Raw genomic sequence first — 12,590 nt, forward strand, 5'->3', positions numbered from 1 at the left:
ATCCTCGGCCGCCCCAGGGCCATCGTTCGACGAAGAATTGGGAGGAGTCGAGAGCATGACGCGCGCCTGCATCGTGGGCTGGGCCCACACCCCCTTCGGCAAGCTCGAGGAACCGGATGTCGAGGGCCTGATCGCACGGGTGTCGGGCGAGGCGCTGGAGCATGCCGGCGTCGATGAATCCCAGGTCGACGGAATCTATGTCGGCGTCATGAACACCGGCTTCTCGAAACAGGGCTTCGAGGGGTCTCAGGTCGCCTTGAACCGGCCAGGCCTCGCGCATGCGCCGGCGACGCACCTGGAGAATGCCTGCGCCACCGGATCGGCGGCGCTCTACGCAGCCCTCGATTTCGTCGATAGCGGCCGCGGCCGGATCGCCCTGGTGGTCGGCGCCGAGAAGATGACGGCGAAATCCGTGGCCGAGACCGGAGACATCCTGCTCGGCGCCTCCTACCGGAAAGAGGAGGCTGACATCGAGGGTGGCTTCGCCGGTGTGTTCGGGCGGATCGCAGCGGGCTACTTCCAGCGTTACGGCGACCGCAGCGCGGAACTTGCCCGCATCGCCGCCAAGAACCATCGAAACGGTGTGGCCAACCCGTACGCGCAGCTCCGCAAGGACCTCGGCTACGAATTCTGCAACACGGTCTCCGAGAAGAACCCCTACGTTGCAGCACCGCTTCGGCGCACCGATTGCTCGCTGATCTCGGACGGCGCTGCCGCCATCGTGGTGGCGGATGCCGAGACTGCCGAGGGGCTGACCCGTGCGATCGGCTTCCGCGCCCGAGCGCATGTCAACGACATCCTGCCCCTGTCGCGCCGGGATCCGACCGAATTCAAGGGCGCGCGGCTTGCCTGGGAGAAGGCCCGCGCGCAGGCCGGGATCGGCAACAGTGATCTGTCGTTCGTGGAGACGCACGATTGCTTCACCATCGCCGAGCTCATCGAGTACGAGGCGATGGGGCTGGCCGAACCCGGCCAGGGCTTCCGCGTCGTGCGCGAGGGCCTGACCGAGAAGGGCGGACGGCTGCCGATCAATCCGTCCGGCGGGCTGAAGTCCAAGGGCCACCCGGTCGGCGCCACCGGCGTCTCGATGCACGTGATGGCCTGCCTGCAGCTCATGGGCGAGGCCGGTGAGATGCAGGTTCCCGGCGCGAACCTGGCCGGGATCTTCAACATGGGCGGCGCGGCGGTGGCGAACTACGTGTCGATCCTGGAGCGGCGGCGATAGCGCGACCCAGCCTCGGATTGGTGGCGGAGAGGGGGGCGATCCCCCTCAGCCGAGTTTGTCCAGCGCCTGCGCAAGGTCTGCGATCAGGTCGGCCTCGTTCTCCAGCCCGATCGACAGCCGCACGGTCTCCGGGCCGACCTGAGCCGCGGACTTTTCACCCTCAGGCAGCTGCCGATGGGTGGTTGAGGACGGGTGGATCGCGAGCGATTTGATCTCGCCGATGTTGACGAGGTGCGAAATCAGCTCGAGCCCCGCGATGAATTTCAGCGCGGCCGGCTCGCCGCCCTTGAGCGCGACGGTAAAGATCGAGCCCGGCCCCTGCGGGGTGTAGCGCTGGGCCAATTCTTCCCCGGGCTGCCCCGGCAGGCCGGGATAGCTCACCCAGGCCACCGCCGGATGGTCCTTGAGGAAGGCCGCGACAGCCCGGGCATTGGCGCAGTGCCGCTCCATGCGCAGCGGCAGGGTCTCGATGCCCATCAGGGTCAGGAACGCGTTCATCGGCGACAGGCCGGGGCCGAGATCGCGCAGGCCGAAGAACCGGCAGGCCGCCGCAAAGGGCGTCTCCGGGAAGCTCTTGGTCAGGACGAGGCCGTCGTAGTCCGGCCAGGGCTCGGTGATCAGGTTGTAGCCGCTGGTCCGGGTCCAGTCGAAGGAGCCGGCATCGCAGATCATGCCGCCGATGGTCTGGCCCGAACCGCTCAGGAATTTCGAGGTCGAGTGCCAGACGATGTCCGCACCGTGCTCGATCGGCCGGATCAGGGCCGGCGAGGCCAGGGCGTTGTCGACGACGAGGGGCAGGCCGTGGCGCCGGGCCACCGCGGCGATCCCGTCGAGATCCACCACCGAGGCGCACGGGTTCACAATCGACTCGCAGAAGATGGCCCGGCATTCCGGCGTGATCGCCGCCTCGAAATCCTCCGGCCGCATGCCGCGGGCAAAGCGCGGCTTCAGATCGTAGCGGCCGTCGAGCCGGCGCATGACGCCCAGGGAGCCGCCGAACAAGCGCGGCGAGGCCACGTAGGCGTCGCCGCTCTTCATCAGAGTCATCAGCACGAGCATCATCGCCGACTGCCCGGACGACACCGCGACGCCCGCCTTGGCGCCTTCGAGATCGGCGACCCGCCGCTCAAGAGCGGCGACCGTGGGGTTCGAGCCCCGTGAATAGGAAAAACCGGAGCGGCGGCCGGCGAAGATGTCGGCCGCCTGCTCGGTGGAATCGAACACGAAACCGTTTGTGAAATAGATCGGCTGGACCCGCGCGCCGGTGGCGGGGTCCGGCGCCGCGCCGGCATGGATGGCCCGGGTCGCGAAACGATGCTTGCGGCTCAAATCCGTCATGGCTCTCGGTCGGCTGTTCGACGCCCGGATCGTGGATGCGCCCGAGCCGGAAAAGGCTTCACGCCGCGCGATGGATGAAGGCCTGCAGGGTTCGGACCAGAGTCGTCGGCTCGTAGGGCTTCGGGATGAAGCGAGCCCCGTCGGGCATGTCGTTGGGCCCGGGCGTGCCCATGCCGGAGACGACCAGCACGGGAATCCCAGGCCACCGATGCGCCACCAAGCGGGCCAGGGCAAACCCGTCCATCGAACCCTGCGGCATGTCGACATCCGTCATCAGGACGCCGACATCGTCGCGATTTTCCAGGACCTTGAGCGCCTTGTCGGCGTGACTGGCCTCCAACACGGTGAAGCCGGCATCGGCCAGGGTGTCCGACGCCTCCATCAGCAGAAGGCCGTCATCTTCCACGAGCAACACGACGGGTTGGTCGGATGGGCTCTCTGACATCAGACCTGCAAAGGTTAAAGCCGCGACGTTCGAAGCCCGCGCCGTATGCCCCGGGCCTGTCCCCGTCAAGGCGCCGGAGCTTCCGCCTCAGGCGGCCTCCTCGCGCTTGCCGAGGCGCTTATCGAGGTAGGTGTCGACCGTCTGGGTCAACTCGTCGACCTTGCCGTCGAAGAAGTGGTTGGCCCCCTCGACCATCTGGTGCTCGATGATGACGCCCTTCTGCACCTTCACCTTCTCGATCACCGGCATGACATCCCGGGCCGGCGCGACCCGGTCTTCGGAGCCGTGCACGAAGAGACCGGAGGAGGGGCAGGGGGCCAGGAAGGTGAAATCGAAGCGGTTGGCCATGGCGGCGATCGAGATGAAACCCTCGATCTCAGGACGGCGCATCAGCAGCTGCATCCCGATCCACGCGCCGAAGGAAACGCCGGCGATCCAGCACGACTTCGCCTCCGGATTGACCGACTGCACCCAATCGAGGGCTGCGGCAGCGTCGGACAGCTCGCCCGAGCCGTGATCGAACGCGCCCTGGCTGCGGCCGACCCCACGGAAATTGAAACGCAGGGATGCAAAGCCGCGATTGGCGAAGGTGTAAAAAAGGTTGTACACAATTTGATTGTTCATCGTACCCCCGAATTGGGGGTGCGGGTGCAGCACGATGGCGATCGGCGCGCCGCGCTTCTTGGGGGCCTGGTAACGGCCTTCCAGACGTCCGGCCGGGCCGGTGAAGATGACTTCAGGCATCGTTCGACTCTCGTTTCAGCGGTCGCCGGCCGCGCGATCGTGGGCAGTGGAGAGGCAGCCTTGACTCGCCGCACGCACACCATACAAACGCTCTTAGAATTGTTCTAGGCGATTAGAACTATTCTAAAGTAGCTTAGACGGCGTGCAATGCTTGCGCGCTGCACCAGCCTCACGGTTGGCGAGACCTCATTTGTCGGCGCGCCTTAGCACGGCGAGCCGGGGCGCGGGCAAGGAATTGTAACGCGCTGCAGCAGGGGACGACACGGAATCAGCATGAGCCGGGCCCGCGCCTATCTCGATCACAACGCGACCGCCCCCGTCCGCCCCGCCGTGGCGGAGGCGGTGGCACGCGCGCTGATGCTGCCCGGCAATCCCTCATCGATCCACCAGGAAGGCCGTGCGGCGCGTGCAGCCCTCGAAGCCGCCCGCGCCCAAGTCGCTGCCCTGATCGGCGCCCGTCCGGCACAGGTGGTCTTCACTAGTGGCGGGACCGAAGCCGCGAATGCGGTTCTGTCCGGGGCGCTCGGCCGACGCGGGCAGCCGAAGCCGACCCGCCTTCTCCATACGGCGACGGAACACCCCTGCGTAGCCGCCGGCCATCGCTTCCCCAAGGGCGCGGTCGAGTTGCTGCCAGTTACGTCGGCCGGCGTGATCAACCTCGCCGCCCTCGAAAGTCGTCTCACAGCGCTCGCGGGCGAGAATGTGCTCGTCTCAGTCCACGCCGCCAACAATGAGACCGGTGCCGTCCAGCCTCTGGCCGAGATCGTAGCCTTGGCCCACGCCCATGGCCGGGTGCTGGTGCACAGTGATGCCGTACAGGCGGTTGGCAAGATCGCCCTCGATATGCAGGCCCTCGGCCTCGATGCGCTGACCCTCTCGGGCCACAAATTCGCCGCCCCGAAGGGCGTCGGTGCGATGATCCTGGCCGACGACGTCGCCCTGGACGCGGCCTTCCTGCGCGGCGGCGGGCAGGAGCAGCGCCAACGCTGTGGCACCGAATGCCTGCCGGCCATCGTCGGCATGGGTGAGGCGGCGCGGATCGCCGGCGAGGCGCTCGTTCGGGAGGCCGCGCGCCTGTCGGGCCTGCGCAACCGGATCGAGGCCGGCGTGCTCGCCCGATCCCCCGATGCGGTGGTGTTCGCGGCCCATGCGCCGCGCCTGCCCAACACGCTCAGCTTCGCGGTCCCGGGCCTTGATGCTCCCGCGGCGCTGATCGCCCTCGACCTCGCCGGCGTGGCGGTGTCGTCGGGCTCGGCCTGCTCCTCGGGCAAGGTCGCGCGCTCGGCGACGCTGGCGGCGATGGGTGTCGATTCCGAGCTTGCCGGGGGTGCGCTGCGCGTCAGCCTCGGCTGGAACACGGTGGACGAGGATGCGTCACGCTTTCTCGACGCCTTCGAACGGGCCTTGCAGCCCCTATATAAACGGCGAGGGTACGCGGCCTGAGCGACCGCGTTCCACGCTTTCCGACAGACGCTTCCCGGTCCTTGAAACCGGGCTTGCCAGGAGATGCTGATGCCTGCCGTGCAGGAAACAATCGACCGGGTCCGCTCGATCGACCTCGACCAGTACAAGTACGGGTTCGAGACCACCATCGAGATGGAGAAGTCCGAGAAGGGCATCTCCGAGGATGTCGTGCGCTTCATCTCGGCCAAGAAGAACGAGCCGGCCTGGCTGCTGGAATGGCGCCTCGACGCCTATCGGCGCTGGCTGACCATGAAAGAGCCGGATTGGGCCCGCGTCTCGTACGACAAGGTCAATTATAACGACATCTACTACTACGCGGCGCCCAAGCGTCCGGCGGCGATGTCGCTCGACGAGATCGATCCGGAGATCCTGAAGACCTACGAGAAGCTCGGCATCCCGCTGCGTGAGGTCGAGGTGCTGGAAGGCATCGCGCCGGAGCGCCGCGTCGCGGTCGACGCCGTGTTCGACTCGGTCTCGGTGGCCACGACCTTCAAGAAGGAGCTCTCGAAAGCCGGCGTGATCTTCATGCCGATCTCCGAGGCGGTGCAGGAATATCCGGAGCTGGTGCAGAAGTACCTGGGCACGGTGGTGCCTTCGACCGACAACTTCTTCGCCACGCTGAACTCGGCGGTCTTCTCCGACGGCTCGTTCGTGTACATTCCGCCGGGCGTTCGCTGCCCGATGGAATTGTCGACCTATTTCCGCATCAACGAGCGCGACACCGGCCAGTTCGAGCGCACGCTGATCATCGCCGACAAGGGCTCCTACGTCTCGTATCTTGAGGGCTGCACCGCCCCGAAGCGCGACGACAACCAGCTCCACGCCGCGGTGGTCGAGCTGGTCGCGTTGGACGACGCCGAGATCAAGTACTCGACCGTTCAGAATTGGTACCCGGGCGATAACGACGGCAAAGGCGGCATCTACAACTTCGTCACCAAGCGCGGCGATTGCCGCGGCGCCCGCTCGAAGATCTCCTGGACCCAGGTCGAGACCGGCTCGGCAATCACCTGGAAGTACCCGTCCTGCATCCTGCGCGGTGACGAGTCTCGCGGGGAATTCTACTCGATCGCGGTGTCGAACGGCATGCAGCAGGTCGATTCCGGCACCAAGATGATCCACCTCGGCAAAAACACCACCAGCCGGATCATCTCGAAGGGTATCTCCGCGGGTCGTTCGCAGAACACCTACCGGGGCCTCGTCTCCGCCCACAAGAAGGCGACGAACGCCCGCAACTTCACCAACTGCGACTCGCTGCTGATCGGCGACCAGTGCGGGGCGCACACCGTGCCCTACATCGAGTCGAAGAATGCATCCGCGGTGTTCGAGCATGAGGCGACCACCTCGAAGATTTCCGAAGACCAGAAGTTCTACTGCCTGCAGCGCGGCCTCTCCGAGGAGGAGGCGACCGCCCTCATCGTCAACGGCTTTGTCCGTGACGTGCTGCAGCAACTGCCGATGGAGTTCGCCGTGGAGGCCCAGAAGCTGATCTCGATCAGCCTCGAAGGCTCGGTCGGCTAGGCCTTCAGCGGATCGAAGCAATAGAGCGATCACGGCACCTGCGCCGTGATCGCAAGCCGGATCGAGCGAAGGTTTCGACGCTCAATATCCGTGCGAAAAAGCTTTCAGAATGGCCGTCCCGGTGGCGGCACGACAGGAACTGACGGCGCGCAGTTGGCGTACGGGTCCGACCCGCCGTTCGATAGGACGCGAACTAACATGTTGGAAATCAAGAACCTCGTCGTACAGATCGAGGACAACCGCATCCTGAACGGTCTGAATCTCACCGTGAACGACGGCGAGGTCGCGGCGATCATGGGTCCGAACGGGTCCGGCAAGTCGACCCTGTCCTATGTCATCGCCGGCAAGGAGGACTACGAGGTCCTCGACGGCGAGATCCTGCTCGACGGGCAGAACGTGCTGGAGTTGGGCGCCGACGAGCGCGCCGCCGCCGGCGTTTTCCTGGCCTTCCAGTACCCGCTGGAGATCCCCGGCGTCGGCACGATGACGTTCCTGAAGGCCTGCCTCAACGCCCAGCGCCGGGCGCGCGGCGAGGGCGAGATCTCGACCCCGGACTTCATCCGCAAGGTCAACGCTGCGGCGGACAAGCTCGAGATCAACAAGGAAATGCTCAAGCGCGCCCTCAACGTCGGCTTCTCCGGCGGCGAGAAGAAGCGCATGGAGATCCTCCAGATGGCGCTGCTGGAGCCGAAGTTCTGCGTGCTCGACGAGACCGATTCCGGCCTCGACATCGACGCCTTGCGCATCGTCTCCGAGGGCGTGAACGCATTGCGGGCCCAGGGCCGCTCGTTCCTGGTGATCACCCACTACCAGCGGCTGCTCAACCACATCGTGCCCGACACCGTCCACGTCATGTCGAAGGGCCTGATCGTGAAGACCGGCGGCAAAGAGCTGGCGCTCGAGCTTGAAGCGTCGGGCTATGCCGAGTACCGCACCAACGAGGCCGCGTAAGCCCATGGCCGACATCCAGAACCTGCGCACCAGCGCCGAGACCGGGCTATCGAGCCTGTTCGAGTCCGCGCGCAAGAGCTTCGCCTCGGAAGAGGCGATCGCCCGCGAGGAGGCGTTCCGTTTCTTCGAGGCCACTGGCCTGCCGAGCCGGCGGGTGGAGGCGTTCAAGTACACCGATCTGCGCGCCGCCATGAAGGAGGCCGTGCCCCCGGCCGAGGCTCCGTCGCCGGAGGCCGCTCAGGCGGCCGTCGCCTCTGCGAAGGGCTTCGCCGGTCTCGACGCCGCGCGCCTGACCTTCGTCAACGGGCATCTCATCCGGCCGCTCTCGGACCTCGACGGATTGCCGGCCGGCTTTACGGTCACGCCGCTCAACGACGCAATGGGCAAGAGCGATGCTCGCCTCAGGCTCCTGGCTCCCGTCGAGCAAGCCCGTGAGAACCCGGTCTACCAGCTCAACACCGCCTTCCTGGCCGACGGCGCGCTGATCTCGGTGGCAGCCGGCACGAAGATCGAGCGCGCTGTGCACCTGCGCTTTATCGGCACCGGGACCGATGGCTTCTCAACCGCCACGCGGGTGCTGGTCGATCTCGGCGCGGGCGCGGAGATTACCGTGTTGGAGAGTCACGAGGGACCGGACGGTCTCACCTACCAGCCGAACGACGCCCTCGACGTGCGGGTCGGCAAGCAGGCGGTGTTCCGCCATGCCCGGCTCAACCGCGAGGGCGACGCCGCCATCGCGCTCTCGACGATCAGCGTGCGTCTCGATGACGAGTCACATCTGGAGACGGTCAACCTCGTCACCGGTGCCGTCCTCTCGCGCCACCAGATCTTCATGCATGTCGCGGGAGAGAACGTGAACGCCGTTGTCAACGGCGCCGCGATGCTCGGCAACGGCCAGCTGGCTGACTCGACTCTGCTGGCCGACCACGCAGCCGTGGGCGGCGTGGGCCGCGAGATGTTCAAGACGGTGATCGACGGGAACGCCACCGGCGTGTTCCAGGGCAAGATCATCGTCCGGCAGGCCGCGCAGCAGACCGACGGCAAGATGAAGTCGGATTGCCTGCTCCTCAGCGACGAGGGGCAGATGATGAACAAGCCGGAGCTGGAGATCTTCGCCGACGATGTCGCTTGCGGCCACGGTGCCACCTGCGGCGCGCCGGACGACGACCTCCTGTTCTACCTGATGGCCCGCGGCCTGCCCCGCGCGGTGGCCGAGAGCCTCCTGGTCCAGGCGTTCGTCGGCGAAGCGATCGAGTCGGTCACGCACGAGGGCGCTCGCGCAGCGCTGATCGGCGAGATCGAGGCCTGGCTGGCGGCACGCGCTTGAAGTCTCGGCCGGTCTCGTTTCGGGATCGGCCGACCTCGCGAACCTGAACTGCATCCGGCCCGACGGCGAAGCCGCCGCGATGGGATGAGATAGGATCCGCGAACTGCTGTCTGGAGGCTTCGTTCGAAGCCTCTGCTTCACTCCGGCGCCTCCGAGGAGGTGGCCCATGGGACGGACTTAGGTCTCAAAAGGTCGCGACGATGAACGCACCCGTCCTCACCACCGGCTACGACGTCGCGGCGATCCGCAAGGATTTCCCGATCCTGTCGCAGACGGTCTACGGCAAGCCACTGGTCTATCTCGACAATGCCGCTTCGGCGCAGAAGCCGCGCCAAGTGATCGACGCGATGGTGTCGTGCATGGAGACCGGCTATGCCAACGTCCATCGCGGCCTGCACTTCATGGCGAACGCCGCGACCGAAGGCTTCGAAGGCGCACGCGAGACCACGCGTCAGTTCCTGAACGCGGCCTCCACCGACGAGATCATCTTCACCCGCAACGCCACCGAGGCCTACAATCTCGTGGCCTCCAGCATGGGCTGGGCCGGGCTGATCGGCGAGGGTGACGAGATCATCCTGTCGATCATGGAGCATCACTCCAACATCGTGCCCTGGCACTTCCTGCGCGAGCGGCGCGGCGCCGTAATCAAGTGGGCGCCGGTCGACGAGGAGGGCAACTTCCTGGTCGAGGAATACGAGAAGCTGTTCACGCCGCGCACCAAGATGGTCGCGATCACCCAGATGTCGAACGTTCTCGGCACCGTGACGCCGGCTGAGGAGATCGTCCGCATCGCCCACGCCCACGGCGTGCCGGTCCTCCTCGACGGCGCCCAGAGCGCCGTCCACCAGCCGATCGACGTCCGGGCGCTGGACTGCGACTTCTTCATCTTCACCGGCCACAAGGTTTACGGTCCGACCGGCATCGGCGTTCTTTACGGCAAGAAGGAATGGTTGGAGCGGCTCCCTCCGTATCAGGGCGGCGGCGAGATGATCCGGACCGTCAGCCAGGATACGGTTACCTATAACGACCCGCCGCACCGGTTCGAGGCCGGCACACCGGCAATCATCGAGGCGGTCGGGCTCGGAGCGGCGCTCGAATACATGCTGGGGCTCGGCCGGGAGAACATCGCGGCGCACGAGGCGATGTTGACCCGCTACGCCCACGAGCGGCTCGGCGCCATGAACGCCCTGCGGATCATCGGGACCGCTAAGGGCAAGGGTGGCGTCGTCAGCTTCGAGATGAAGGGTGCCCACGCCCACGATATCGCCACGGTGATCGACCGTCAGGGCGTCGCGGTGCGCGCCGGCACCCATTGCGCCATGCCGTTGCTCACGCGCTTCGGTGTGACGTCCACCTGCCGGGCGTCGTTCGGCCTGTACACGACCACCGCCGAGATCGATGCTCTTGCCGAGGCACTCGGCAAAGCCGAGATGATGTTCGCCTGATCGGCGCAGCGTCCCAAACATGATCGTGCGGGCGATGCGTGAGCCGCGAGGAAACCGGTTCCGTCTGGGCGGTACCGGGGGAGAATGAAACCATGAGCACCGACGCTACAATCACCGGCGGCGCCAACGCCCCCGCGGTCGAAGCCGCCTCGGCAATCCCGCCTGCCGAATTGGATCGCCTGACCGACGACATCGTCGCCGCGCTGAAATCCGTCTACGATCCGGAGATCCCGGCCGACATTTACGAGCTCGGCCTGATCTACAAGGTCGATATCGGAGACGATCGGAAAGTCGCGATCGACATGACTCTCACGGCCCCGGGTTGCCCGGTGGCAGGCGAGATGCCGGGCTGGGTCGAGAATGCCGTCAGCGCCGTACCGGGTGTGCAATCCTGCGCCGTGACGATGGTGTTCGATCCGCCGTGGGATCAGAGCCGGATGTCCGACGAGGCCCGCGTCGCCCTGGACATGTGGTAGGGCCGCGCGAGCAGGCCATTGCTCAAAACCGAAGCGGCCTGTCGAACGCTGCCTGACACGCGGATCGGAAAGGCACACGCTCAATCGTGTGCTTATTCGGAAACCGTATCGTCGCCAATATGCATTCTATACCAGCAAACCCTGAGCAATTGCGGCAGAAGCAATTACTACTGGCCGTACCATCCGCCCCGAAAACGGAGTTTCACGCAGGCTTTCCCGACGTAACACTGGCCTTCATGGAAGCAAGAGTGGCTCGGTGGCAGAAATTTGATTCGGCCTCGACTGTCTAATAAGTCCAGCCAGCTTCGCAGCATGTATCAATCTACGTTGGCATTAAGTTCTCGTTAACCACGATTGCGCACAGGGGTCATGCGGCTGCTGGTTTGGGCGGTGCCGCTCGGTGCGAATGGTGGGGACGGATGGGTCCGGGTTACGTGGTCGCGGCACTCCTTGAAGGGGCCGGACTCAGCGGTCTCGTATTCGCCGCGGTGGTGATACGTACCGAGCGGAAGACGCGCGTGGCCGAGTTGCGCAATGTCCTTCGATCAGGTCAGAGCGCGGTCGCGGCTGCCGGACCGGCTTTGCAGAACCGCTGGCGTGTGAGCGCGCCGCGTGTCGTCAACGTACCCGTGGTCACGGCAAACCGCGGTGCCGGGCGGCTCCGCGAATCCGCAGCCCGTTCGGCCTTAAGTCGCGCCTTTGCGCGGACCAATCCTCCGGCGGCGCGGGCCCTGTCGGTCTCGATCAGCGCAGAATGATGTCGAGGCCACTGCCGATCAGGGTGACGGCGCTGAGCAGGAACATGAACTTCAGGTCTTCGAAACGGGTGCTCATGACAGGTCCTTTATTTATCAAGGGGTTCGTGGGGCTCGGATGCTGGATTATCACCTGATTAACGACTCTTTCGCGAGTCGTTTCAGGAACTGTTAGGGATTGGTCCGCGCTTTCCATTTAGTAAGGTTGACGACCGGTTAAGATTGCCTCGTCCTGTTGAACCAGTCTTAACGGTTCCCCGACGGGCCGGCGGTGCGGCGACGCACGGTCGTGTGGCATCCAGAAAGGCGCAGGCCCATGACGCAGCGGCCGTCAAATTCCCTCGTGCGGGCGCGCGACTGGATGTTCCAGGATCGCCGAACCGGCGCCATCACGGTCGCGCAATGGCCCAATCTGCCACTGTGGTTATTCCTCGCGCTGACGTTGGCAACTTGGATCGCTCGCGGCGCTGAGCCCGCTGCGTCCTGGCTCGCCTTTGCGGCGGACCTCGCCCTCGGCTGGTGGGCGATCGATGAGCTTGTGCGCGGCGTAAATCCCTGGCGCAGGCTTCTCGGTCTCGCGACACTGATCGGCCTTGCGACGCTCTTCGTGCTGCGGCGGGCCGGCTGACGGTTCCACGGCGAACGCCGCCGATGAAGATTTTTATCCGGGGCTATCGCCAAGTATACAGCTTGGCCAAATTTGCCATACGACGATAAATTCAACCGCTGCTGAATTTGGCATCTGACGGGGAGTGTTACGACGCCTGCGAACACTAGAGGCTGTTATGAACCTGTGGCGAGTTGAGCGGCCTTTTTGAGCATGAGGCAGACGAAAGCGACGAGGTGCAGGTCTGCCAGGGTGCTTGCATAGCGCTCGTAATCTTTGACGAGCCTGCGAAAGC

The 12,590-nt window shown here is 65.4% G+C and carries 11 protein-coding genes and 1 pseudogene; 8 read left to right on the forward strand and 4 right to left on the reverse strand.

From position 1 onward, the window contains the following. Positions 1-55: 55 nt before the first annotated feature. On the forward strand, positions 56-1,225 hold the full coding sequence (locus AO398_RS03260) for an acetyl-CoA acetyltransferase (RefSeq protein ID WP_058190534.1): 1,170 nt from the start codon (positions 56-58) through the stop codon (positions 1,223-1,225). Between the two features lie 45 nt (positions 1,226-1,270). Here the strand turns inward: AO398_RS03260 and AO398_RS03265 are convergent, their stop codons facing one another. The 3 genes from AO398_RS03265 to AO398_RS03275 form a co-directional block, all read right to left on the reverse strand. After that, positions 1,271-2,563, reverse strand: a complete 1,293-nt coding sequence (locus AO398_RS03265) for an aminotransferase class I/II-fold pyridoxal phosphate-dependent enzyme (protein ID WP_058190535.1) — start codon at positions 2,561-2,563, stop codon at positions 1,271-1,273. 58 nt (positions 2,564-2,621) lie between these two features. Beyond that, complete coding sequence (locus AO398_RS03270; RefSeq protein ID WP_058190536.1) at positions 2,622-3,008, reverse strand: response regulator; 387 nt, start codon at positions 3,006-3,008, stop codon at positions 2,622-2,624. A gap of 87 nt (positions 3,009-3,095) precedes the next feature. Beyond that, complete coding sequence (locus AO398_RS03275; protein ID WP_058190537.1) at positions 3,096-3,752, reverse strand: alpha/beta hydrolase; 657 nt, start codon at positions 3,750-3,752, stop codon at positions 3,096-3,098. A 273-nt stretch (positions 3,753-4,025) separates the two neighbouring features. Between AO398_RS03275 and AO398_RS03280 the strand changes: the two genes are divergently transcribed. The 7 genes from AO398_RS03280 to AO398_RS03310 all read left to right on the forward strand — a co-directional run bounded on the left by AO398_RS03280 (position 4,026) and on the right by AO398_RS03310 (position 12,316). Beyond that, positions 4,026-5,195, forward strand: coding sequence for a cysteine desulfurase family protein (locus AO398_RS03280; RefSeq protein WP_058190538.1), 1,170 nt, complete (start codon positions 4,026-4,028; stop codon positions 5,193-5,195). A 69-nt stretch (positions 5,196-5,264) separates the two neighbouring features. Beyond that, on the forward strand, positions 5,265-6,734 hold the full coding sequence (gene sufB / locus AO398_RS03285; RefSeq protein WP_058190623.1) for a Fe-S cluster assembly protein SufB: 1,470 nt from the start codon (positions 5,265-5,267) through the stop codon (positions 6,732-6,734). A 198-nt stretch (positions 6,735-6,932) separates the two neighbouring features. After that, on the forward strand, positions 6,933-7,685 hold the full coding sequence (sufC, locus tag AO398_RS03290) for a Fe-S cluster assembly ATPase SufC (protein WP_058190539.1): 753 nt from the start codon (positions 6,933-6,935) through the stop codon (positions 7,683-7,685). 4 nt (positions 7,686-7,689) lie between these two features. Beyond that, the gene (locus AO398_RS03295) at positions 7,690-9,012 is read left to right on the forward strand and encodes a SufD family Fe-S cluster assembly protein (protein ID WP_058190540.1); all 1,323 of its coding nucleotides are present in this window, start codon (positions 7,690-7,692) and stop codon (positions 9,010-9,012) included. A gap of 200 nt (positions 9,013-9,212) precedes the next feature. Next, positions 9,213-10,457 carry a cysteine desulfurase gene (locus tag AO398_RS03300; protein ID WP_058190541.1) on the forward strand — a complete coding sequence of 415 codons (1,245 nt, stop codon included), beginning with the start codon at positions 9,213-9,215 and terminating at the stop codon, positions 10,455-10,457. Positions 10,458-10,549: 92 nt separating this feature from the next. Then, positions 10,550-10,933, forward strand: a complete 384-nt coding sequence (locus AO398_RS03305) for an SUF system Fe-S cluster assembly protein (RefSeq protein ID WP_007566736.1) — start codon at positions 10,550-10,552, stop codon at positions 10,931-10,933. Between the two features lie 1,071 nt (positions 10,934-12,004). Then, complete coding sequence (locus AO398_RS03310; protein WP_058190542.1) at positions 12,005-12,316, forward strand: hypothetical protein; 312 nt, start codon at positions 12,005-12,007, stop codon at positions 12,314-12,316. 155 nt (positions 12,317-12,471) lie between these two features. Here AO398_RS03310 and AO398_RS28045 read toward each other — a convergent pair. After that, positions 12,472-12,590 (reverse strand): annotated as a pseudogene (locus AO398_RS28045) (IS5/IS1182 family transposase); the annotation flags it as partial.

The sequence above is a fragment of the Methylobacterium sp. GXS13 genome (assembly GCF_001455965.1).
Taxonomy (GTDB): domain Bacteria; phylum Pseudomonadota; class Alphaproteobacteria; order Rhizobiales; family Beijerinckiaceae; genus Methylobacterium.

Coding starts and splice junctions, on each gene's coding strand:
- AO398_RS03260 (WP_058190534.1), top strand. CDS start 56: ATGACGCGCGCCTGCATCGTGGGCTGGGCCCACACCCCCTTCGGCAAG.
- AO398_RS03265 (WP_058190535.1), bottom strand. CDS start 2,563: ATGACGGATTTGAGCCGCAAGCATCGTTTCGCGACCCGGGCCATCCAT.
- AO398_RS03270 (WP_058190536.1), bottom strand. CDS start 3,008: ATGTCAGAGAGCCCATCCGACCAACCCGTCGTGTTGCTCGTGGAAGAT.
- AO398_RS03275 (WP_058190537.1), bottom strand. CDS start 3,752: ATGCCTGAAGTCATCTTCACCGGCCCGGCCGGACGTCTGGAAGGCCGT.
- AO398_RS03280 (WP_058190538.1), top strand. CDS start 4,026: ATGAGCCGGGCCCGCGCCTATCTCGATCACAACGCGACCGCCCCCGTC.
- sufB (WP_058190623.1), top strand. CDS start 5,265: ATGCCTGCCGTGCAGGAAACAATCGACCGGGTCCGCTCGATCGACCTC.
- sufC (WP_058190539.1), top strand. CDS start 6,933: ATGTTGGAAATCAAGAACCTCGTCGTACAGATCGAGGACAACCGCATC.
- AO398_RS03295 (WP_058190540.1), top strand. CDS start 7,690: ATGGCCGACATCCAGAACCTGCGCACCAGCGCCGAGACCGGGCTATCG.
- AO398_RS03300 (WP_058190541.1), top strand. CDS start 9,213: ATGAACGCACCCGTCCTCACCACCGGCTACGACGTCGCGGCGATCCGC.
- AO398_RS03305 (WP_007566736.1), top strand. CDS start 10,550: ATGAGCACCGACGCTACAATCACCGGCGGCGCCAACGCCCCCGCGGTC.
- AO398_RS03310 (WP_058190542.1), top strand. CDS start 12,005: ATGACGCAGCGGCCGTCAAATTCCCTCGTGCGGGCGCGCGACTGGATG.